The 20,502-nt window shown below is 35.2% G+C and carries 22 protein-coding genes and 1 tRNA gene; 7 read left to right on the top strand and 16 right to left on the bottom strand.

All coding sequences use genetic code 11. From position 1 onward, the window contains the following. Positions 1 to 116 precede the first annotated feature (116 nt). Positions 117 to 1,685, bottom strand: coding sequence for a peptide chain release factor 3 (locus tag BN55_RS06710; RefSeq protein WP_008471251.1), 1,569 nt, complete (start codon positions 1,683 to 1,685; stop codon positions 117 to 119). Continuing rightward, positions 1,685 to 2,551 carry a hemolysin family protein gene (locus BN55_RS06715; RefSeq protein ID WP_008471252.1) on the bottom strand — a complete coding sequence of 289 codons (867 nt, stop codon included), beginning with the start codon at positions 2,549 to 2,551 and terminating at the stop codon, positions 1,685 to 1,687. The genes BN55_RS06710 and BN55_RS06715 overlap by 1 nt, the downstream gene beginning before the upstream one ends. Before the next feature lie 107 nt (positions 2,552 to 2,658). Here BN55_RS06715 and BN55_RS06720 point away from each other — a divergent pair, with 107 nt between their 5' ends. Next, positions 2,659 to 3,120, top strand: coding sequence for a hypothetical protein (locus BN55_RS06720; RefSeq protein ID WP_008471254.1), 462 nt, complete (start codon positions 2,659 to 2,661; stop codon positions 3,118 to 3,120). A 12-nt stretch (positions 3,121 to 3,132) separates the two neighbouring features. On the opposite strand, the gene BN55_RS06725 is transcribed toward BN55_RS06720, so the two are convergent. From BN55_RS06725 to recX, 3 genes are read right to left on the bottom strand one after another with little or no spacing between them, the layout of a single operon-like run. Next, on the bottom strand, positions 3,133 to 3,624 hold the full coding sequence (locus BN55_RS06725; RefSeq protein WP_040469464.1) for a hypothetical protein: 492 nt from the start codon (positions 3,622 to 3,624) through the stop codon (positions 3,133 to 3,135). Continuing rightward, a complete protein-coding gene (locus BN55_RS06730) occupies positions 3,557 to 4,186 on the bottom strand; it encodes a DUF402 domain-containing protein (protein ID WP_008471257.1) in 630 nt (209 codons plus the stop codon). The genes BN55_RS06725 and BN55_RS06730 overlap by 68 nt, the downstream gene beginning before the upstream one ends. A gap of 37 nt (positions 4,187 to 4,223) precedes the next feature. After that, complete coding sequence (gene recX, locus BN55_RS06735) at positions 4,224 to 5,039, bottom strand: recombination regulator RecX (protein WP_008471258.1); 816 nt, start codon at positions 5,037 to 5,039, stop codon at positions 4,224 to 4,226. A gap of 116 nt (positions 5,040 to 5,155) precedes the next feature. Here recX and rlmD point away from each other — a divergent pair, with 116 nt between their 5' ends. Next, positions 5,156 to 6,535: a 23S rRNA (uracil(1939)-C(5))-methyltransferase RlmD gene (gene rlmD, locus BN55_RS06740; protein WP_008471259.1), complete on the top strand. Its 1,380-nt coding sequence runs from the start codon at positions 5,156 to 5,158 to the stop codon at positions 6,533 to 6,535. Between the two features lie 328 nt (positions 6,536 to 6,863). Here rlmD and BN55_RS06745 read toward each other — a convergent pair whose 3' ends face one another. Further along, the gene (locus BN55_RS06745) at positions 6,864 to 7,823 is read right to left on the bottom strand and encodes an alpha/beta hydrolase (RefSeq protein WP_008471260.1); all 960 of its coding nucleotides are present in this window, start codon (positions 7,821 to 7,823) and stop codon (positions 6,864 to 6,866) included. 118 nt (positions 7,824 to 7,941) lie between these two features. On the opposite strand from BN55_RS06745, the gene BN55_RS06750 reads away from it, so the two are divergent. Beyond that, a complete protein-coding gene (locus BN55_RS06750) occupies positions 7,942 to 8,238 on the top strand; it encodes a hypothetical protein (RefSeq protein ID WP_008471261.1) in 297 nt (98 codons plus the stop codon). Positions 8,239 to 8,242: 4 nt separating this feature from the next. On the opposite strand, the gene galU is transcribed toward BN55_RS06750, so the two are convergent. From galU to map, 3 genes are all read right to left on the bottom strand, one after another. Further along, the gene (galU, locus tag BN55_RS06755; protein WP_008471262.1) at positions 8,243 to 9,145 is read right to left on the bottom strand and encodes a UTP--glucose-1-phosphate uridylyltransferase GalU; all 903 of its coding nucleotides are present in this window, start codon (positions 9,143 to 9,145) and stop codon (positions 8,243 to 8,245) included. 61 nt (positions 9,146 to 9,206) lie between these two features. Next, entirely contained in the window at positions 9,207 to 10,127 is a 921-nt protein-coding gene (locus BN55_RS06760) for a YihY/virulence factor BrkB family protein (protein ID WP_008471263.1), read from the bottom strand. 5 nt (positions 10,128 to 10,132) lie between these two features. After that, complete coding sequence (gene map / locus BN55_RS06765; RefSeq protein ID WP_008471264.1) at positions 10,133 to 10,954, bottom strand: type I methionyl aminopeptidase; 822 nt, start codon at positions 10,952 to 10,954, stop codon at positions 10,133 to 10,135. A 159-nt stretch (positions 10,955 to 11,113) separates the two neighbouring features. Between map and BN55_RS06770 the strand changes: the two genes are divergently transcribed. Further along, positions 11,114 to 11,560: a flavodoxin gene (locus BN55_RS06770; RefSeq protein WP_008471265.1), complete on the top strand. Its 447-nt coding sequence runs from the start codon at positions 11,114 to 11,116 to the stop codon at positions 11,558 to 11,560. Next, a complete protein-coding gene (locus BN55_RS06775; protein WP_008471267.1) occupies positions 11,553 to 12,062 on the top strand; it encodes a GtrA family protein in 510 nt (169 codons plus the stop codon). The genes BN55_RS06770 and BN55_RS06775 overlap by 8 nt, the downstream gene beginning before the upstream one ends. A gap of 27 nt (positions 12,063 to 12,089) precedes the next feature. Here the strand turns inward: BN55_RS06775 and wecB are convergent, their stop codons facing one another. After that, positions 12,090 to 13,232 carry a non-hydrolyzing UDP-N-acetylglucosamine 2-epimerase gene (gene wecB / locus BN55_RS06780; protein ID WP_008471268.1) on the bottom strand — a complete coding sequence of 381 codons (1,143 nt, stop codon included), beginning with the start codon at positions 13,230 to 13,232 and terminating at the stop codon, positions 12,090 to 12,092. 134 nt (positions 13,233 to 13,366) lie between these two features. Here wecB and BN55_RS09775 point away from each other — a divergent pair, with 134 nt between their 5' ends. Then, a complete protein-coding gene (locus BN55_RS09775; RefSeq protein WP_008471269.1) occupies positions 13,367 to 13,552 on the top strand; it encodes a Protein of unknown function in 186 nt (61 codons plus the stop codon). 7 nt (positions 13,553 to 13,559) lie between these two features. On the opposite strand, the gene BN55_RS06790 is transcribed toward BN55_RS09775, so the two are convergent. From BN55_RS06790 to BN55_RS06805, 4 genes are all read right to left on the bottom strand, one after another. Then, positions 13,560 to 13,632, bottom strand: a tRNA-Arg gene (locus tag BN55_RS06790). 53 nt (positions 13,633 to 13,685) lie between these two features. Beyond that, entirely contained in the window at positions 13,686 to 15,017 is a 1,332-nt protein-coding gene (locus BN55_RS06795; protein WP_008471270.1) for a PTS sugar transporter subunit IIC, read from the bottom strand. Further along, a complete protein-coding gene (locus tag BN55_RS06800; RefSeq protein ID WP_040469470.1) occupies positions 15,017 to 16,258 on the bottom strand; it encodes a DEAD/DEAH box helicase in 1,242 nt (413 codons plus the stop codon). Before BN55_RS06800 ends, BN55_RS06795 begins: the two co-directional genes overlap by 1 nt. A gap of 13 nt (positions 16,259 to 16,271) precedes the next feature. After that, positions 16,272 to 16,982, bottom strand: a complete 711-nt coding sequence (locus tag BN55_RS06805; RefSeq protein WP_008471273.1) for a GH25 family lysozyme — start codon at positions 16,980 to 16,982, stop codon at positions 16,272 to 16,274. A 113-nt stretch (positions 16,983 to 17,095) separates the two neighbouring features. On the opposite strand from BN55_RS06805, the gene BN55_RS06810 reads away from it, so the two are divergent. Next, on the top strand, positions 17,096 to 18,397 hold the full coding sequence (locus BN55_RS06810) for an APC family permease (RefSeq protein ID WP_008471274.1): 1,302 nt from the start codon (positions 17,096 to 17,098) through the stop codon (positions 18,395 to 18,397). A 57-nt stretch (positions 18,398 to 18,454) separates the two neighbouring features. Here the strand turns inward: BN55_RS06810 and hpt are convergent, their stop codons facing one another. Beyond that, entirely contained in the window at positions 18,455 to 19,024 is a 570-nt protein-coding gene (hpt, locus tag BN55_RS06815) for a hypoxanthine phosphoribosyltransferase (protein WP_008471275.1), read from the bottom strand. Positions 19,025 to 19,119: 95 nt separating this feature from the next. Next, positions 19,120 to 20,493, bottom strand: coding sequence for a hemolysin family protein (locus tag BN55_RS06820; protein ID WP_008471276.1), 1,374 nt, complete (start codon positions 20,491 to 20,493; stop codon positions 19,120 to 19,122). Positions 20,494 to 20,502 lie beyond the last annotated feature (9 nt).

Consider the following 20,502-nt stretch of genomic DNA (forward strand, 5'->3'; position numbering starts at 1 on the left):
GTACTAAAAAACCATACTCCGATAGAATATCGAAATATGGTTTTAAACAGAGCTAATTAATAATATGTCCCAAATTTGGGGTTCATATCATTTTTCTCAGCTCTTTTTTCGTGTCATTATAATCTTGAACTTAATTCAACATCAGGATACTTATCTTTAAACCATCTTTCAGCAAAGGCATTTTCAAACAAGAACAATGGCTCGCCTTCTCGATCCTTAACCAATAAGTTACGTGATGAAGACATCTTTGGATCAAGTTGATCAGGATTAATCCAGCGTGCAACACGATTGCCCAAACTATGAAGTTCAACTTCTGAATTATATTCATTCTTCATTCTAAATGAGAATACTTCAAATTGAAGTTGACCTACGGCTCCTAAAATATAGTCATCAGTAGCCCAGCCACGATATAGCTGAATGGCCCCTTCTTGAACTAATTGATTCATCCCTTTATGGAATGATTTTTGTTTCATAACATTCTTAGCAGTAACTCGCATAAAAATTTCTGGCGTAAATTGTGGCAATTCTGGATAAACAATTTTCTTTTTGCCAGCATAAATACTATCGCCAATTTGGAAGTTACCAGTATCGTATAGTCCGACAATATCGCCAGCTACCGCGTCAGAAACTTGGACACGTTCACTAGACATAAATTCAGTCGCATTATTTAAACGTACTGGCTTGCCAGTTCTAGCTAAGGTAACATCGATACCCTTTTTAAATTCACCGCTACCAATACGTACAAAAGCAATACGGTCACGGTGATTTGGATTCATGTTAGCCTGAATCTTAAAGACAAAACCAGAAAATTCAGGATCATCAGCCTTTAATTCTTGATCGCCATTGACAATATGACCTTCTGGAGCAGGTGCTAAATTAACAAAACTATCTAAGAAAGTTTCTACCCCAAAATTAGTCAAGGCTGAACCAAAGAATACTGGAGTTTGATCGCCTTTTAAAACTTTTTCTTCATCAAAAGTATTACCAGCTTCTTTTAAAAGATCAATATCATCTAAAGTTGATTGATATAAACCATCTTGAGCAAGCGGCTGACTAGGATCTAATTTACCTTCATCATCTAACGGTAAGTAACGGTCTTTTTCATCTTTACGATAAAGTTCAACGCGATTATTAGCAATATCATAAAGTCCTTTTAGTTGCTTACCCATTCCAATTGGCCAGTTCATTGCTACACCTTCAATGCCAAGTAAATCTTCTAACTCAGCAATTAAGTCAAGTGGTTCGCGGCCATCTCGATCAAGCTTGTTCATAAATGTAAAAATTGGAATACCGCGCTTTTTAACAACTTTAAATAATTTCTTAGTTTGTGGCTCGATACCCTTAGCTGAGTCAATAACCATGACAGCAGCATCGACAGCCATCAAAGTTCGGTAAGTATCTTCAGAAAAGTCCTGGTGTCCTGGCGTATCCAAGATATTAATACGCTTGCCTTGATATTCAAATTGCATTACCGAACTAGTTACAGAAATACCACGCTTTTTTTCAATAGCCATCCAGTCACTAGTTGCATAATGACCACTCTTACGCGCCTTAACAGTACCTGCGCTTCTAATTACTCCACCAAAAAGGAGCATTTGTTCAGTAATCGTTGTTTTACCAGCATCTGGGTGAGAAATAATTGCAAATGTTCTTCTTTTCTTTACTTCATCTGTTAATTTATTCATTAATCTTTTGCTACTTCCTCTTTTTTATTTTCTGGAATAGTCAATAATAAGGTCAAAAGTCGTGAGCCTTTCATCCGTCTTGTAGTTAAAGTCATGCCGTTATCTAGAGTCACGCTTAATTTTTCTCCTTTAGCAGGTATTAAGCCTAACTTAGTAATTACATAGCCTGCGACTGTATCTACATCTTCCATTTCCAAATGAGTGCCAAATTGCTCATTAAAATCGGTCAACGGCATTTTCCCATAAATTACAAATTGATTCTTAGAAATTTGACTGAATAAAACTTGAGCTTTATCTACTTCATCATCAATATCGCCAACAATTTCTTCAATCAAGTCTTCAATAGTTGCTAACCCCACAACGCCACCGTATTCGTCGGTCAAAATTGCTAATTGACGCTGAGTTTGCTGCATTTCTAAGAGCAATTCGCCTAGCTCCATTGTTTCAGGAGCAAAAAGCGGTTCAAACATTACAACCTGATAATCTAATTTTTCAAACCCGTCTTTGCGAGCTTTACGTAAAACCGTCCGAATATGAATTACACCGACAATCTTATCTTTATCGCCATCATAAACAGGCACTCTAGAATAAGGCTCTTTCAAAATTTCATCTAGATTATCTTGAAAATCATCATTAATATCAACCATAAAAGCATCAGTTCTAGGCACCATTACTTCACGAGCAACTTTACTTTGAAAATTAATAATTCCATCCATCATGGAATACTCGCGATCAGTAATCTTATGATGCTTATGTAAATTTTCGAGTTCTAATTTAATTTTTTCTGGTGTATCAAGTTGATCTTCACCATGTAATTTTGCTTTTATTTTACTAAAAAAATCATTCGCGGCCGGGTCAGTACTCATCTCTTTTTCACACTTTCTAAAAATCGACTGCTAACAATTAATTAACCGTCATTATATCATAACCTAATATATGTTAGAATAAAGGCTAAGAAACGAGGTTAAGTTATATGAAAAAAGAACGTATCTATTTAGTATTTACCTTTCTTTTGCTTATTCCCTATATTTGCAGCCTAGTAATTATTGGCATCGGCTACAACGCCTTAGTGCGTCATTCTGACAATCTCTGGCGGACTATCATTGGAGCATTAGTTGGGGCAATGATTATGTTTGCAATTAAGGCAACTATTCAACGTCCTTTAGACTTAGTTTCAGATAATATTTCTGAAAACTTCTTTAAGCAACTTTTACGCTTTTTCAGTATTCGACGCCGCAAATTATTTTTAATTGGAAACGTAGTCTTAGACTTTGGTTTATGCTGGCTTGCTACTTTAATTGTAAGAGCAATTTTACCATTAAAAGTAATTGTCGGCACATCGACTGGCTGGGTATTATTGGTTATGCTAATTTCAACTTGTATCGGTGCTTATATTGAATACGATAACTTATCCATTGACCCGCAGCAGCGTTAGTTAGAAAATAAATTATTTTTGTAAACTGGAGTCCAAATATAAAATTTGCTCCAGTTTTTTGTTTGATAAATTCAAAGTAGTTAATAAATATGGCTTTTTACTATCACCAGGATTTTCGTGAAATACTACTTTAGCCTGAGCTAATTTATCTAAAAATGTTGGAATAACAAAATTCAATGGTTGGCTAAAGAAGGCTAAATTCATACCGTCAGTTTCTACTTCAGCCACTTCGCTAGCTGGTAATTCAAAGTGATTTAACTGCTTTGGAAGTTGCTTGATCTTTTTGTCAGTCGCCGCGCCGTACCAAAACATAAATGTATCTGGTGCAAAAACAACTAAACTTGCTCTTTGATTAGTTAAGTCATTTTTATCCAAAAACTTTTTAAAGATTGGATCATTTTCTGTTTCTTGAACTTGTTGTCCAAAACTTTTTTGATTATCCATCTGATTCGGCAAAAAAACTTTGCCGATAAGGTTCATTTCCGAGAATCTTTCTTTCTTCATTTTCTTTCCCCTTGAAAAAACTATTTTTTAAATCTGGGCGTAGTTCGTTATAGCGTTCATACCATATATTGGCAAACTCTGGTGAAAACGGACCTTTGCCTTTTTTAATCCAGTCTAGCAGCTCTAAACTAGCTCCACGTAAAACCGTATCAATTTTTTCACTATAATGCCATCTTTTTTTATTCATGGCGTACTCATCTACATCTAAAAGCCGCGTTTCTCCATCTGGAAAAACCTTAATATCCAGATCATAGTCGATATATTTTAAAGCTTCTCGATCGAGTACAAATGGACTAGCCAAATTACAATAATATGCTACTCCTTCCGGTCTAAGCATTACTATCACATTAAACCAAAGTTTCTTGTGAAAATAAACAATTGCCGGTTCTCTACTAATCCACTTACGCCCATCACTTTCGGTAATTAAGGTTCGGTCATTTACGCCAATTAAAATATTCTGTTCAGTTTTAACAACCATAGTATCGCGCCATTTGCGATGCAACAGCCCATTATGTTTATAACTTTCAATAGCGATATAATCGCCTTCCTTGGGTCCAGTCAATTGACTCACCTTCTCACTTTTTCATTATACCAGCAATTTAATATTCATCTATTTCTGACAAGTCAATGATTTCCCCGTTTAAGAAAGTATCGATTTCATTTGACGAAAAGCCGTGTTGATATAAATACCGCTTGACTTTTTGTTTACGCGTAAAATCATCTTCGTTACGATAGCGTTTATAAACCTTAATTCCTTGCTTTTTTAAAGCTTCAAACTGTTCATTATCATCATTAGTTAAATCTAAGCTATCAACTATTAAATCAGCTAGCTCAGAGCTAAAACCGTGACTCAACAATTTAGTTTTAGCTTTCCTAATTATTTCTTTAGTTGCTAATTTACCTTGCTGATGAATCAAAGAATGAACTAATCTAACGCCTGCTTCTTGCCAGCTTTCATCATCAAATTCAGCTAAACAATTTTGAATTATTTCAGGATCGACCCCTTTTTTGGCTAGTTTATTTTTAAGACTATTTGGACCATCTTTACCTACTCGTAAATTATTTTTAATAAATAATTCACTGTATTTTTTATCATCTAAATAACCTAAATCAGTTAAAGTTGCTACTGCTTGGCTTTGAGCTTCAGGATTAATTTCGTGCTTATTTAAATATTGAAGCACCTCATAAACTGAACGCGGCTGATAGCTTAAAAAATTCATTGCCAAGTCGGTTGCTCTGCTATCTGCTTGAGCTTGTTTTATTTCTTCAATTTGCTCGTCAGTTAATTCAGTGCCTTTAAAAAGCCGATATTCAGTTAATATTTTTTCGCTAACGCCAAAGGCAAATTGATTATCTAAAAATATATTAAAGTAGCCTTTTCTTTTTTGGGTACTAACTTTAGTAATTACCGCCATTATTGCCCTTCCTTTTTTGTTAAAATTATTAATAGAGATTACTTGTCACAACAAATAATTGCGCTTATCATTATTGTGACACTTTTTTGCGTAAAAAACGAAATGAGGACTTAATTTTGACCAAATTTGCAAAAAACAAACAAGAAAAAGATATCATAATTACCATTAAACGACTAGGGATAAATGGCGAAGGAATCGGATATTATAAAAAGAAAATTATTTTTATCCCCAACGCTTTGCCTGGTGAAGTCGTTGTTGCTAAAATCACTAAGACTTATCCACACTATTTAGAAGGTGAATTAGTTAGAATTAAAGAAAAATCGCCTCATCGCGTTGCTTTGCCAAAAGGCGTTAATCCAGAAGTCGGCGGTTTAGAATTAGCTAATTTAGACTATAATTCTCAATTAGAATTTAAAAAGCACCTAATTTTAGAGTCGCTGCGTAAATTTCATCCCCGTAATTTCAATAAAATCAAAGTTAAAAACACTTTGCCTGCTCCAGATATTTGGCATTATAGAAATAAAGCTCAATATCAAATCGAATTTGAAAAAGGCAAAACTAAGCTTGGACTTTATGCCCCAAATTCTCACCGTCTAATTGATTTACCAAAAATGCCAACTCAATCTAAAGACACCCAAGCTACTGAAAGAAAGATTAAGCAACTTGTTGACAAGCTCCACATCAGAGTTAGCGATTATCGTCATAAATCCGACGGTTTAAAAACTATTGCTGTTCGTCAATCCCATGCCACTAAAGAAATTCAAGTAACTTTAATTACTGTGGGTAAAAAAATTAAGAACTTGAAGCTTTTAGCCCAAGAAATTATGAAGTTAGACAATGTTGTTAGCGTCTTTCAAAATGAAACTCAATGGGACAATCCACAAGTTTGGGGCAATAAGACAATTAAATTATTTGGCAAAGACCATATCATGGAAGAAATTTTAGGCAAGAGATTTAAATTGTCTCCCCGAGCATTTTTCCAGCTTAATCCAGTTCAAACACAAAACCTGTATACGCAAGCTTTGAAATATCTTGATTTATCTCCAGACCAAACCTTAATTGATGCTTATTCTGGCGTTGGTACTTTAGGAATTCTAGCTAGCGACCAAGTTCGTCAAGTAATTGGCATTGAAACGATTGCTGAAGCTGTCGACGACGCTCAAGAAAACTGTAAGCTAAACCACATCCGCAATGCCGAATATATTCAAGGCGGCGTAGAAAAAGTTTTGCCTAATTTGAAAAAACAAGGCGTGCCAATTGACGCATTGATTGTTGATCCACCAAGAACTGGCTTAAACAAAAAATTAATCAAGACTTTACTTGATGTTAAGCCAGAAACTTTTGTTTATATTTCATGCAACCCATCGACTTTAGCTAAAGATTTAGTTTTGTTAAGCGAAGCTTATGACGTGCGCGTTATTAAGCCAGTTGATATGATGCCACAAACTCCGCGCTGGGAAGGCGTAGCTAAGTTAGTATTGCGACAAGACAAATAAATAATAATTGATAAGGAGGAGATTTCCTCCTTATTTTTTGTACTAAAAAAGCAGGTTGCTGACTTACAAAGTCATTTGCAAACCTGCTATTTCAAGTGGATGAGGCAAACATAACTATCTAGCTTTACGATATTACGTCATCATTATCACTATCGTAATTGGATCAACATCACTTGTTTTGCTTTGTATTGAATAACGACTATCTGATTATTAAGAGAATCTGTCTTTAAAACACTACAATCTGGAGATAAAAACTTTATATGAATAACTTTACCTCTTCCACACATTCATTATAGCAACTTGTGAAAGCACTTTCAAAATTTTGCCATTATTTATATTCTTGCACATATTTTTGTAAAAATTTTTGTACATGATCTTTGTATTGCTTAGGATGCGTTTGTAAGCTTTTAGCATGCGCTGCACCTTTTACTACCCATAATTGCTTTGGAGAGTTTGCTGCGTGATAGTTTTCATAAACCATTTTTGTTGGTACAAAAGTATCTTTTTGCCCATGAATAAATAAAATTGGCAGCTTATTTTTCTTAAGTTGCTTAACGCTTGAGCCATCTTTTAAGAAATATCCTACTTTCGTCTTATTAATGCCACTTAAAATCTCTACTAATGGAAAACGTGGAAATGTTGGCATATGGTATAAATCTTGAGCTTCATGTTCAATTTCATTTTTAACATTGCTATAGCCACAATCTTCTACAACAGCTTTTACTTGATGTGGTAATTTTTCTCCACTAGTCATCATTGCTGTTGCGCCACCCATACTTACACCGAAAATCACAATCTTGTTTTTAGGATTTTGTTTGGTCAAACGATTAATCCATTTTTTTACATCAGACTTTTCAACCCAGCCATAGCCAATATATTTACCTTGACTATTTCCATGAGCGCGGGCATCGGGCATTAAGACGTTATAACCTAAAGAATGAAACATCGCTGCATATGGTCCCATCGTATCTTTATTATTCATGTAGCCATGCAAAACTACGACAGTCTTTTTACTATTTGAGCTTGGAATATAATTAGCATCTAGTAAGTATTTATTATCACTAGATTTCATCTTCCAATTTTGCTTAGATGCGTTTTTGTACCATATTTTTTCTTGATACAAAGGATCAGATTTTTTCACAACTTGAGTATTGCTGCTGATGAAGCTCTTATGTCCCGGAACGCAAGCAACATTAAAAAAATACATCCCTGCGCCAATAAAAGCAATCACAATAACTGTTAAACTAATAATCAGAGTAATCCATAATTTGCGGTGTTTATACCACATTTTTTCATCTTCTTTTCTTCAAGTTTGTAATAACACTATATTAATATTAAAAAATATAGTATTAAAGTCTTGAATTATGATTTCTTTTGTTAACTAGCTCTATATAGGAGGACAAAAAATGCAACTAAACAACTTTTTACACCTAATTAACGATTTAGATAAATCCTATAGTATCTTTTTCAAGCAAGAAAAAAATGGACCGCAGTGGCCCATTTCTAAAGTTACTCTGACGAGTTCAAAATGTATCTTTGTAGCTCAACAAGATAGATCTGCCAAAACAATCAAAAATGTAATGACTCTTTTAGCAAAAATCAATCAAAAAAATATTCCTTTAGTTATCCAGCTGAATCAAACAGAATACTCATTTTTTGGAATCCAAATTGATCCGGTCAAACATCAAATTAATATTTTTTGAGCAATTAATTTTTCTTATTTTTATTTTGACGACTTAATTTTGTTCCTAAATCAATAATGTATTGTCTTAAGGCATCTTTAGTTTCAGGATGAGTTAAACCATATTCAATAGCTGTTTCTAGGTAGCCTTCTTTATTTCCAACATCATGGCGTTCGCCTTTGAATTCATGTGCAAAAACTCTTTGAGTCTTGTTCATCGTATCGATAGCATCAGTTAATTGAATTTCGCCACCTCTACCTGGCTTTTGGGTAGCTAAGATATCAAAAATCTCAGGCGTTAATAAATAACGACCAATAATAGCTAAATCACTTGGAGCTTCATCGACAGCTGGCTTTTCCACAAATGATTGAACATTGTATAAACCAGATTCGATTTCACCAGAAGGATCGATAACACCATATTTAGAAACTTCTTCATGCGGCACGCGCATCACGGCAATAGTCGAAGCGTGAGTCTTATTATAGCGATCAATTAATTGCTTAGTAAGTGGCTCTTTATCATTCATTAAATCGTCACCTAGCATAACTACAAATGGCTCGTCTCCAACAAAGCTCTTAGCACGATAAATAGCGTCTCCTAAGCCAGCTGGGTGTGGTTGACGAGTGTAATACAAATTAACTCCTAAATCAGTAATTGATTGCGTTAATTTTAATAACTTATCTTTGTGCTTTTCTTGCAAGTCTTGCTCTAATTCAGGATTTGCATCAAAGTGATCTTCAATGGAACGTTTATTTTTACCTGTAACAATTAAAATGTCTTCAATCCCAGACTTCTTAGCTTCTTCTACAATAAATTGAATTGTTGGCTTATCTACGATTGGTAACATTTCCTTTGGCATTGCCTTAGTTGCAGGCAAAAAACGCGTACCTAATCCAGCAGCCGGAATTACAGCTTTTCTAACCTTCATAAAATCCTTCTTTCAAAGTAAAAGTTATAGCTTTCTTTACATGGCAATCATATCAAAGAAATTACTTCACTGCATCCTTATTTTTTACGAATAATTTTAAATTATTGGCCCGATAAACAGGCTGCCCATATCTTAGTAAATCAATACTTGCATTGACGCTGACGCCAAACAAAAAGATCAACGAAGCAATATTTAGCCAAAGCATGAACACTATAAATGATCCAACAATACCATAGTTTTGCCAGCGGGTACCAAAGTTTTTGATATATAAACCAAAAAAGTAGGTTAAAGCAATCCAAGAAATTTCTGTTAAGAAAACTCCTGGCCAAATTGTCCGCTTACGATTTTCAATATTCGGTAATGTATAGTAAAGATAAAGAATAATCAAAATCATCATCAAGATAATAGCCGGCCAGCGATAGCTTTCGATTTTATTAATTCCGGCTAATGAGAATTTGAAAATCGGGGCCAAAAATTCCATAATCTGACGACCGAAAGTTAAGGCAAAAATTGCTAAAGCAAAAGCTAAAACCATTATTGCCGTGATCAAAAAAGAAATTGATCTTGATAAAACAGTATGCCACCAAGGCTGACCCTTTTCTTTACTATAAACGCCATAAATTCGATTCATCGCAATGCGAACTGAATTTATCAAACTTGAAAATGACCAAACCGCCAAAATAATACCAAAACTAATAAAGCCACTGGAATGCTGTTTAAGCAAGCTATTAATGATCGGCATAACAAAGCTTGATACTTCGCTTGGAAAAATCAGCTCTAAATAATCCGCAATTGGTCTGGTATCAATTTTAAAAAGCGGCAAGACATTTCCGACAATAATGATGATCGGAAAAATACTAAATAAAATGTAGTAAGCAATAATAATTGAATTTTGCGTAATTTCTCCTCGAGAAATTACCTTTGATAAAGCGACGATTAGGTGATTAAATCGTCGCTTTAGTTTTTGGGGATTAATTTTCATTAAGCCTATTCTTCATCAAAATGTGGCAAGTATTTTTCATAGCCATCGTATGGTTTTTGCAAAGTTAAAATCTTAGGACCATCTTTAGTAATGGCAAAAGTATGCTCAAATTGCGCTGCCTTTGAACCATCTGGAGTTGCATAGTAAACCCAGTCGTCGTTTGGATCAGATACAGTCTTTTGTTCGATTCTCCAATCTCCACCAGCTTCAACCATTGGTTCAACTGTAATGGTCATTCCTTCGCGCAAACGCAAACCGTGACCTGCTTTGCCCCAGTGAGGAACTTCAGGATCTTCGTGAATTGATGGTTGAATTCCGTGTCCAACTAATTCACGTACATCGCCGTAGTTGTTTTCTACTTCTAGGAAGTTTTGAATTACGCTACCGATATCACCGATTCGATTGCCAACAGTAGCTTGGTCAATTCCAAGATACATTGCTTTTTTAGTATCTTCGATCAATTTGGCATCTTCATCAGAAATCTTACCTACAGGATAAGTAGTGCATGAGTCAGTTTCGTAGCCATCTACATTGCAAGTAACATCAACACTTACAATATCTCCTTCATTTAAGATCTTGTCTTTACGAGGAATTTGGTGAGCAATTTCTTCGTTTACACTGATACAAGTGCCATACTTATAGCCCTCGAATCCTTGTTCAGATAAACGACCACCATGCTTTTTCATAAAGTCTTGACAAAATTCTTCGATCTCCCAAGTTGACATACCTGGTTTGATTACATCGCGTAAAGCTTCAAACATTGATGCTAATACACGACCAGATTTTTGCATTCCTTGAAGTTCTCTTTTTGATTTAATAGTAATCAAATCTCAACTCTCCTTTTAAGTAATAAATTTATATTTTTAAAAATTATATATAGTTCTTATTATAAAGCTTTTCTAAAACTTTTTCTCCTCTTCTTCACACATTATTAGTTTGCATCTAGTATAATAAAATAAGATATTTTGACGAAAGAAGACGATCTAATGAAAGCACAAATAGTTTTTGCAAGCATGACCGGCAACGATGAAGATATGGCAGATATTCTTGAAGAAGACCTTCAAGATGCAGGCTTTGAAGTTGAAACTACCGATGTAAGTTTTGCTGATGCAAGTTCTTATTTAGATGCCGATCTTTGCGTAATGGTCACTTATACTTACGGCGAAGGCGTTATGACCGATGAATTACGCGACTTTTATGATCAATTAATAGAATTAAACCTCACTGGTAAAAAATTTGCTGTCATGGGCTCTGGAGATAAAACGTATAAGGACCATTACTGCGAAAATGTTTTTGATTTCCAAAAAGCATTTAAGAAAATCGGTGCCCAAGAAGTGGCAAAACCGGTAACTATTGAAAATGCCGTTAAAGATGAAGATATCGCCTTAATCGATCAAGCAGCATCCCAAATGGCTGAGGCATTTAATGACTAAGCATCATCATGCCAAAGGAGTTACTAAAAAGCAGCTACGTAAACTAGGCAACAAGTTAGTTTTACGTCATCGAAATTTTTATGTTTATGTAGTTTTCGGCTTTTTAGCAGCCCTAATTAATATTTTTACATTCTGGCTTTTTCATAATATTTGGAAAATTCCTTGGTTTTATGCCAATATTTTGGCTTTTATTATTTCCAATCTCGCTTCATTTGTTTTCAATAAGCATGGGGTTTTCATTGAAAATGTTGATAAAAGCCACTCAATAATTTATCAATTGTCTTTGTTTTTCCTTTATCGCATTTTAAGTTTGATTCCCGATAACATTATTATGTTTTTAGGGATGTCGTGGCTTCATTGGAATACATTTATCGTAAAGATAATTGATCAAATTGTAGTAGGAATTTTTAATTATCTAACTACTAAATCTATCTTTCTTAAATCCAGCAGTAAGGTAGCAAAAATATTTAGAAAAAGATTACGAGCTAGCAAAAAATCATAGATTCGTTTGAATCTATGATTTTTTATTTTATTCAAAGTCCTTGGGCTTAGGACCTTTTTTATCTGAGAAGTAATATGCAATTGCGTCCATAATGCGTTCACTAGCATGACCATCCCCGTAAGGGTTCTTAGCATTAGCCATAGCATCGTATGCTTCTTTATTTTCAAGAAGTTCTACCATTTCATCATGAACTGAATCAACTTGCGTGCCAACTAACTTCAAAGTACCAGCCTTTACCCCTTCAGGACGCTCAGTCGTATCGCGTAAAACTAAAACTGGCTTACCTAAACTTGGTGCTTCTTCTTGGACGCCACCAGAGTCAGTCATAATAAAGTATGAACGCTTAGCTAAATTGTGAAAATCTACTACATCTAATGGATCAATCAAGTGAATTCGTGGATCGCCACCTAAAACTTCTTTGGCAACTTCTTGCACTCTTGGCGATAAGTGAACTGGGTAAATAATTTCAACATCTTCATGTGAATCAACAACTTGCTTCATCACTTTGAAGACGCGACGCATTGGTTCACCTTGGTTTTCACGACGGTGCATGGTAACTAAGATAACGCGGTTACCTGGCTTAATTTTATCTAAAACATCGTGGTGGTAATCCTTTTGTACAGTTTGCTGCAAAGCATCAATTGCGGTATTACCAGTTACGTAGATATTATCAGCTTTGTGGTTTTCTTTAATTAAATTAGACTTACTTAATTCAGTCGGTGCAAAGTATAAGTCGCTCAAATCATCAGTCATTTGACGATTCATTTCTTCAGGAAACGGAGAATACTTATTCCAAGTACGAAGTCCTGCTTCGACATGGCCCAAAGTAGTTTGTTCATAAAATGTTGCAAGTCCTGCCGCAAAACTAGTAGTGGTATCGCCATGAACCAAAACAATATCTGGTTTTTCCTCTTTAATAACTTTTGCCAAATCGATCATTACTTTAGAGGTAATTTCCTCTAAAGTTTGATTTTTGTGCATAATGTTAAAATCGTAATCAGGTTTGATTTTGAAAATATCCAAAACTTGGTCAAGCATTTCACGGTGTTGTGCACTAACTACTGTTACTTCATCGAAACGATCGTCTTTTTTTAATTTCAAAACAAGTGGCGCCATTTTAATAGCTTCTGGACGAGTTCCAAAAACTGTCATCACTTTAATTTTTTTCATAAGTTACCTCCGATATAATTATCTCTACTATACCGTAAAAGCACTATCTTTTGCACTATCAAATTTAAAAATTGCTGTATTTTTGATTGCTAATTATGCTTTAATTTAAATAGCTTTTATCAGGGAGTGAAAAAATGTCCTGGATTTTATTTCTAGCTGGAATTTTAATTATTATTACTGTCTTCTTACTCGTCTTCAGTTTTGATAAGCAATTTAGTAAAAAGACCCGTTTAATTATTTTAAGTATTGGGATCGTATTTTTGATAATGACATTAATTTTAATCTGGAAAATATTATCAAATCCGATGATGATTTTGTGATTTTCTATGACCCCGGTGAGATTCGAACTCACCTCTACGGTTTAGGAGACCATTGTTCTATCCAGATGAACTACGGGGTCAAAACTAGTTTTACTTTACCATAAAACTAATTTTTGTACTATGCTTTGATCTATTAAATTTCAGGCAAATAGAAACTGCGATTAATATCATCTTCTGTCGCAATCTTATCAGCAGCAAACACAAACGGCATCCAAATAAAGAAAGCAATAATCATATTTACCAAAGACAAGACAATAGCCCGCCAATCATAATTACATGCTAAAAATGGTCCAATAATTGGCGGCATAACCGCTGGAACAAAGATTTGCACTGGATTTACCCAGCCTAATCTGGTTACCCAATATGCCAATGAAACATTTACTAAAGGCGCTACAACAAATGGAATCAGATAAACTAGATTAAAGACAACTGGCAATCCAAACAAAACAGGTTCATTAATATTAAACAAGCCTGGAGCCAGGGCCATTTTAGCCACAGTTCGAAAATCGCTTCTCTTAGAAAAGACCAAGATTGCGATTATCAAAATTAATGTCCCACCTGCTCCTCCAAACCAGGCAAATACATTAAATGAATCTCTTACCCAGTCATATGGGACATGAGCTCCTGCTCTAACAGCCGTTACGTTGCTATTTTGCGGAGTCAGCCACAGAGAATCTATCACTGGCGTTAAAACACTGATCCCGTTAATACCAAAGAACCAGAATACTTGTACCAAAAATGTGATTAATAAGACAACGCCGAAACCTTGCCCCATCTTAACTAATGGAGCTTGAATTGTTTCTAATAGCCAAATTCCAAAATAAGTACCAGTAAAACGTTGGAAGAACCAATTAATAATTCCTACGCCAAAAATCGCCAGCATCATAGGAATAAGCGTCGAAAATGCCACCCATTCTGCATGCGGCATTCTGGCATCCACCTTTAAAGTTAATCGCATTTTATATAGCGCAATAAAAAATGCCGTCCCAATCCCGCCAAAAATAATTGCGGTAAAAAGACCTGAAGTAGAAAATTGATTGATATCCACCGCAGTTTTTAAACTAGCAGCATCCATTTTCATCTTGATCTTTACAATATCGCTAATACTCATTGTAAAAGAAACTAAGGACACAATTGATCCCGACAAGCGATTAACTTCAAAGGCTTTGGCCAAGTGATAGCCCCAAGAAAAAGCAAAATATAGTGCAAAAAGCGCAAAAGTTCCATTCCAAACGACGTTATCAATTACTACTAGCGGGGTTAAAATAGTCGCAAATTGATCCCAGCCTAACTGTACTTTTGATGCTTTAATCAAGCTGTTAAACAGCATTGCGAGCGATCCAACCATGGTAATTGGTAAAAGCGATACGAATGTATCTCTCAGCGCCACTAGCCATCTAATCTGTCCTAATTTTGCAGCCAACGGCAATACATAAGTTTCAAGCCACTTTACTATTTTAGACATTAACGTACCTCTTTTTTATTTCGTGGGTGGTATCCTTTGTTCTTTTTATTACGCCAACGCTTTTTCTTATGTTTAGCTGACTTTTTAGCGTTAGAATTTTCCACTTTTTTATCGTTTTTAACTTCTTCTTTAGCCTTGTTATCAGGTCTTGTAGTCGTTAACTCGTAGCCGTTAAAGTAAACGCGTTGAATTTTGTATTCACCATCAACTAGCTTGCGCAAATCACGAAAATCATGATCATCGCCCAAAGTCACAACGCATCCGCTCTTATTCATCCGTCCAGTTCTGCCGCTGCGGTGCATATAAGTATTAGCTTCAGATGGAATTTCAAAGTTAATAACGTAACTAACATTAGGAATATCCAATCCCCTTGCCGCTAAATCTGTCACAAACAGAAGCTTAATATAACCCTTGCGAAAATCGCTCAAAAGCTTTTCCTTAACTTGCTTGTTACTATCAGATGCTAAAACGCCAAATTTAGTTTTGGTATGAGAAAAAATTTTAGCAAAGCGATTCTGCGTTTCATTTGAATCAAAAAATAGCATTCCTTTAAACTTATCTAACTTAGCTAGGCGCTGAACAAACTGAATCTTATACTCATTTGAAACTTGTAAAAAGTAGTGCTTAACTTTAGACTTTTGCTCATCTCTAACATCAACTAATAAAAAGGTTCGGCCAAATAATTCCTCGCAGTTATGCGTAATTTCTGATTCTGAAGCACCAAAAAGTAAAATTTGCGCCTGCGATGACAAATTTTGACCCAAAGATGAAAGTAAATCTGCTTTTGCAAATTCTAAAATATCATCGGCTTCATCGATAACTAAAGAATTAATTTTATCTAACTTAATCTTATTTTCTGAGAAAAAGTCAAAAAATCTACCCGGCGTACAAATCAAAATATCAGGCTTATCTTTTTTTAACCGCTCTAGTTGACGCTTGCGATTACCTGCCCCTACTAAGGCAATTGTACTTAAGCCCTCTGTCTTAGCAAATTCTTGTAAAGCATTTCTCGTTTGAATTGCTAGTTCAGTTGTTGGCTCAAGTATAACTGCTTGTCCCCCAATTTGCTTGATGCGTTCAATTACTGGCAAACCATAAGCTAGCGTCTTACCAGTTCCTGTTTTAGCTAAACCGACTAAACTTGCCCCATTTTTAATTGCTTGAAAAGTTTGCTCTTGAATCAAAGTGGGCTTAGTTTTACCTTGTTTTTCTAATACTTTTTGAATATTTTCTGAATACATTTTCATTAACACCTTATTGAGTTATCTGAGCTGCGTAACGTTGCTGATAAGTTGCCATACTTCCAATATAAGCAAACATCGTTACATTATCATTTAAGTTCTGAACATTTTTTACGCGACCATCTTGGGTATAGCACCAAAATGCGTACTCTTTTTTATCTTTTAGACTAGAACCTGTGTATAAAAATTGCGTTCCTGGAGCAAAGTATTTTTTCTGAGTATAATTTCCAGCAATTAATACTTTCTTACCAGTATTAACTAACAGCTGACTAAATTGGCCCATTTGTCGCCAAAACTTAGGATCATTTGTTGCAATTGCGGGCACAATCATAATCGGTAAATTGCCGCTTTGACTGCCCACTTTTTTCTCGAAATAATCAAATTGATCTTTGACGCTGCTTTCATTGCTAAAGGTGATGATTGAGCCATAAGATAGCTGAGTGCCCTGGATACGATCTCGATAAATTAAATAGTTATCGTCAAAATATGATTTTCCTTGCGTCGAGCGCAAATAAACAAAGGAAATGCCATTCTTTTGCAGCTCATGCAAATCAACATTATCCACATTTTGATCTAATTCAACGCCGAGTACGCTCATGTTTGCCCCACGTGGCACAGTTGTATTTTGGCGCGAATTGAAAAAGCCCCAAATCATAATACCAATTGCCAAGATCAATAATGTAATAATTGCTGGCAAAGTATAACGATGATGATATCTATGCACAAGTATAGCCTCCTTCAATTTTATTTTACCCAATAATGTACCAGCATGCTAGAAAGTTTAATCTTTATAGTATAATAAAAGGTATTGCTTATTTATTCCAAGGAGGGCATACAATGAAACGACAGATCAGTTTTACCCAAGCCTTAGCTACAGTTGTCGGAACTGTAATTGGTGGAGGGGTATTTTTCAAAATCAGCTCAATCACTCAAAATACTCATAGCCCTTCACTAACCTTACTGGTATGGATTTTAGCAGGTCTTATTTCTATCGCTTCAGGTTTAACTGTGTCTGAAATTGCGGCTGCTCTTCCGGTAACTGGTGGCTCAGTAAAATATATTGAATATACTTACGGCAAAGTTTGGGGCTTTTTATTTGGTTGGGCACAGATGTTGATTTATTTTCCAGCAAACATTGGGGCGCTCAGCGTAATTTTTGGACAGCAGTTTGCTGTTTTATTCGATATTCCAGCACGTTTTGCAACATTAATCGCCGTAATCTTAGCACTATTTTTGATGGGACTAAATTTGATTTCCACTAAATTTTCCACACGCATGCAATCGATAATGACAATTTTAAAAATAATTCCAATTGCCGTAATCGTAGTCTTTGGTTTATTTAGTCAAAGTAAAATTAACGTCCCCATCTTTCCTATTCAAGCTGGCAGCCATACTTCATTTGCAACAGCACTATCTGGCGGATTGCTGGCTGCATTATTTGCCTACGATGGTTGGATTAACGTAACCAACTTAGCAGGCGAAGTTACGCATCCTGAGAAAAATCTCTCCCGCGCTATCATTATTGGCTTGTCCGCGATCACCATCATCTATGTCTTGGTCAACTACACCTTTATGACCGTGATTCCTTTTAAAGAAATTATTGGCAATCAAAATACAGCCTACTTAGCTTCATTAAAGTTATTCGGCAACATTGGCGGAAAAATTATCACTATCGGAATTTTAATCTCTGTGTATGGAGCAATTAATGGCTTTATGCTTACTGGGATGAGAATTCCATATACTTTAGCTAAAGATAAAAGCATTCCTTTTTACAATAAAATTGGTAAAACCAATATCAATACCGGCGTACCAATAATTTCTGCTTTAATTATTTTAGCTATTTCAATTGTCATGATGCTGCTAGGAACATTTGATTTATTAACTAATATGTTAGTTTTCGTAATGTGGACATTTACAACTCTGATTTCAATTGCAGTGGTTATTTTGCGGTATCGCGAGCCAAAATTAAAGCGGCCCTATGTCGTTCCTTGGTATCCAATTATTCCTGTAATCTCAATAGGTGGTGGAATTTTTATTATTGTTTCTACAATTATCAATGAATTTGCACTATCAATGACAGGAATTGGATTAACTCTTTTGGGGTTGCCAGTATATTACTATATGAAAAAGAAACAATAATCACGCTAAAAGGGTAAATCACTTAAGATTTACCCTTTTTCATTAGTATTCAAATTATTATCTATTCAAGTTAGCTTGAATAACTTCTGGCTTTAAAACCCCAATAAATGGAATATTGCGGTATTCGTTTAAGTAGTCCAATCCATAACCAACTACGAACTCATTAGCGACTTTAGCACCGTAATAATCTACAACTACATCATCTTCACGTCGTTCAGTCTTATTCAAAAGTGCACAGCATTTAACGCTCTTAGCGCCACGCTCAGTCAATAAATCCTTCATGAACTTCAAAGTGTGACCAGTATCAACGATATCTTCAACTAATAAAACATCGCGATCCTTTACATCTGCTTGAACGTCAATATCCAAACGAACTTTACCGCTTGATTCAAAGCCATCACCATAGCTTGAAACATCCATAAAGTCATTTTGCATCTTAACATCCATTTGACGAACTAAGTCAGTCATGAAAAATACTGCACCCTTTAAAACGCCGACAACCAAAGGATCTTTGCCTGCATAGTCTTCAGTTAATTGCTTTCCAAGACGTTTGCACATTTCTTGGATATCTTCTTGACTGTATAAAACATGATCAATAATGTCGTTAATATTATCGCTTTTTGCCATTTTTAACCCCTTAATTTAACTTTGTTAACTGATAGTAGAATTATAACACGAACAAGCAAAAAGCACCGCTAAAAACGGTACTTTTCTAACTATCATTAATTTTTATCGCTAGCTGCTTCTTTAGCTTCTTTTTCAAGCATTTCTTCTGAATCCACTTTAGAAACAATAAACCAGCGCATAAAGCCTTGTTCTACGCTTTCAAGCTTGAACTTAAAGCCTTCAAATTCGACACTTTGACCTTGCTTTAGATCTGGATAATGCTCCATCATATAACCACCAATAGTAATAATGTCGCTATCTTCAAAGCTCTTGAGCTTAGTGTGGAAGTATCTTTCAAAGTCATAAAGCGTAGTTTTACCAGAAACATGAATTTGACCATGATCATCTTTGACAATATATTCATCTGAAACATCATCAATTTCATCTTTAATTGAGCCAAATAATTCTTCGTAAATATCTTTATCAGTTACAATACCGCTAGTACCACCATATTCATCTACAACTAAGACAATTGGCGTATGCTTTTTGATCATTAACTTCAAGATTTCTTGAATTAACATTGATTCAGGAACTGTAATGATGGCCCGAATAATTCTGGTAATTGGTACATCTGGATTTTCCATGTACTGACTGACGATATCATAGGCGTAGACGTATCCTACAACGTCATCTTTATCATTATCGCGCACAACTGGAAAACGGCTGTAACCTTCTTTTAGGTACATATTAAGAGCAGTCTTAATATTATCTTTTGCATCTAAAACTTCTAGCTGCGTTCTATCAGTCATAATGTCTTTAGCTACTTTATCATTAAGCTCAAAGGCTCTTTCCATATAAAGAAGATCATCTTTATCTAATGAACCACCACTAACGGCATTACGCGATAAACGCAAAATTTCAGATTGAGAATAGATTTCCTTTTCTTCATCAGCCGATTCCATCCCCAATAAGTGCAGTAAGCCATTAGCTGAGTGATTAAGTAACCATACAAAGGGATAAACTATCCAGTGAAATGCTGTTAATGGCGTTACAATCGCCATTAAACACTTAACTGGCATATCAATAGCTACATTTTTAGGCACAATTTCAGTTACGACCACTTCCAAATAAGTTAAAAGAATAACACCAATTGTGGCTCCCAAAACGCCAGAAGTTTTTGCACCAAACAAATGCGTCATGCCAAATAAGTCAGTTAATAATTCTTCAATCGTGCTTTGACCGACCCAACCTAAGATAACACCAACTAAGGTAGTACCAACTTGGGTTGTAGACAATGATTCATTTAAGTTGTGTACCATGTGAAGTGCACGTTTTACTTTTTTCGGATTACCTTGACCATTAGCTAACATATCTTCTAATTGACTTGGTCTAGTCTGCACTAAGGCAAACTCAGCCAAAACAAAGAAGATTGCAACAATGAAGGTAATCAACATAATAATTAAATTAGTCGTTATAGTACTTGTTGACAAGTCTTATTC

This window comes from Lactobacillus hominis DSM 23910 = CRBIP 24.179, from assembly GCF_000296835.1.
GTDB lineage: Bacteria > Bacillota > Bacilli > Lactobacillales > Lactobacillaceae > Lactobacillus > Lactobacillus hominis.